The following is a 2,132-nucleotide window of genomic DNA, read 5'->3' on the forward strand; positions in this document are numbered from 1 at the left end:
TTCGTGGCGCGCGGCGCGGGGACGGTGCGCGGCACCGCCGACGAGTCGAACGTGTTGCGCACCACCTGCGCGCGGTCGATCGCCGCCGCGAGCGCGCGACGCACCGCGCGGTCGGCGAGCACCGGGTGCGGCGCGCCGCCCGGCGACCGCAGGTTGAACGCGAGGTATCCCTGGTCGAGCGAGGGGTAGTCGATCGCGCGCAGCGTCGGCGTGCGCCGCACCATGGCCAGGCCGTCGCCGCGCACCGCCTCCCACCAGTCGGCCTCCCCCGCCACCAGCGCGCGCGTCGCCGCGCCCGGGTCGGCGTTGATCGACCAGATCACGCGATCGAGCGGCGGCCGCCCGCGCCAGTTCGCCGTGTCGGCCGCCAGCTCGACGCGCGCGCCGTGGTCCCAGCGCACGAAGCGGAAGCGCCCCGTGCCGACCGGGCGCCGCGCGAACTCGCTGGCCGCGAGCTGCGTCGGGTCGACGTCGCGCAGCAGGTGCTCGGGCACGACGTACACCTGGTAGACGGCGTCGAAGAACTGCTGCGGCGAGCGGCGCGCGAACCAGACCACCGCGGTCGCGCTGTCGGGCGCCGTCACCGAGTCCACGTTGGCCAGCAGCGGCGCGACCGGGCTGGCCGCCCGCGGGTCGGTGGCGAGGCGGAAGCTGAAGGCGACGTCGGCCGCCGTCACGGGGCGCCCGTCGTGCCAGCGCGCCGCGGCGTCGAGCGCGAAGCGCACCGACAGCGAGTCCGGCGCCCACGCCCACGACCGGGCGAGGCGCGGGCGGAACCCCTGGTCGCCCACCGTGTTCAGCGCCGGCCCGATCTCCGCCAGCCGGTCGAACAGCTGCGACGCGACCTGCGCGCCAGCGAGCGACGTGACGAGCGGCGGCACGATCAGGTCGGGATCGCCGACCGTCGCGATGACAAGCGTGCCACCGTTCGCGCCCGCGTCGCGCGTGTCGCGCGTGTCGCGCGCGCCCTCGCCGCCGCACGCGGCGACCAGCGTCAGCGCGGCGAGCCGGCGCGCGGTCGCGCCTGGGCGGGGACGGGAACGCGGGGGCATGGGCGTGGGTGTCGGAGGCGGGCGTGCTGCGGCGCGAACGGTGATCCGCGTCGCCGGCAAGACGCACGGCTCGACGATTCTGTCACGATGCGCGCCCGCTGGCGAGCGGCGTCGCGCCGCGCGTCCCCGGGGCCGCTACGCTGCGTTCGTGCGGCGCGCACTCACGGCGTGACCGCGGGTCGCGACGATTCGTCCCGAACGAGGTGGGCCGACTCCCGCGTGCGTCACTCCGCGTGACGCCGCGACCCGCGCGACGCCGGTGCGACGACGCGCCGACCGCTGCAGCGCACACCGCGCGACGGCAGGCCACCTCCACGCAGGAGCAGCACACATGGAAAGCCCCCGACTCGCCCGGGCGTTCGCCGTCGCGGCCCTCGCCCTCGGCACCGCGCTCGCCTGCGCGCCCGAGCGGACCCCGCTCGCCCCCGGGCAGCGCCGCGCCGACCTCCTCGAGAGCGCCGTCGAGACGCTCGACACCGCGACCAGCGCCCTCGGCGTCGCGAAGGTCGGCACCTGGTCGCTGCCGGCGCTCCGCCGCAACGCCCCGTTGCGCGAGAACATCACCGTCACGGCGACCATCGGCGCGCGCGGCGGCCGCCTCGAGATCCCCGCGGCGGGCTTCGCGCTCGACGTCCCGGCCGGCGCGGTGCTGGTGCCGACCGCGTTCACCGTGACCGCGCTCGCCGGCGACCTGCTCGCCTACGAGTTCGGCCCCGACGGGTCGGTCTTCCCGGTCGCGCTGCAGGCGTCGCAGGACCTCAGGGTCACGCAGACCAACCGGCTCCCCAAGCGGGCGTCGCTGCGCGCGGGGTACTTTCGCTCGCAGTCCGACGTGAACCAGTCGGCCGCCACCGCGAGCGTGTCGCAGGAGTCGCGCACCACCGTCAGCGCGACCGGGCACCGGCTCACCTTCGGCATCCCGCACTTCTCCGGCTGGATCGTTCTCTGGCGTGATGGCAGCGGCGGCGACTCGACCGAAACGCCCTGACGGGCCCCGCGCGGCGCGCGCGTGACCGCGCGCCGCGCCCCCGACGACCGCCCGGCGCCGGGCGCGGACCGCATCACGCGCGGGCCGCGCCT

At 77.1% G+C, this 2,132-nt stretch carries 2 protein-coding genes; one reads left to right on the top strand and one right to left on the bottom strand.

All coding sequences use genetic code 11. The features are described from left to right. Window positions 1–1,052: ABC transporter substrate-binding protein (locus PYV61_RS24575; RefSeq protein ID WP_275836515.1), on the bottom strand; the 1,052-nt coding region annotated here is incomplete at its 3' end. Between the two features lie 331 nt (window positions 1,053–1,383). Between PYV61_RS24575 and PYV61_RS24580 the strand changes: the two genes are divergently transcribed. Continuing rightward, on the top strand, window positions 1,384–2,040 hold the full coding sequence (locus PYV61_RS24580) for a hypothetical protein (protein ID WP_275836516.1): 657 nt from the start codon (window positions 1,384–1,386) through the stop codon (window positions 2,038–2,040). Window positions 2,041–2,132: the final 92 nt, after the last annotated feature.

Origin of the sequence: Roseisolibacter sp. H3M3-2, assembly GCF_029211165.1 — a bacterium.
In the GTDB taxonomy this organism is placed as follows: Bacteria; Gemmatimonadota; Gemmatimonadetes; order Gemmatimonadales; family Gemmatimonadaceae; genus Roseisolibacter.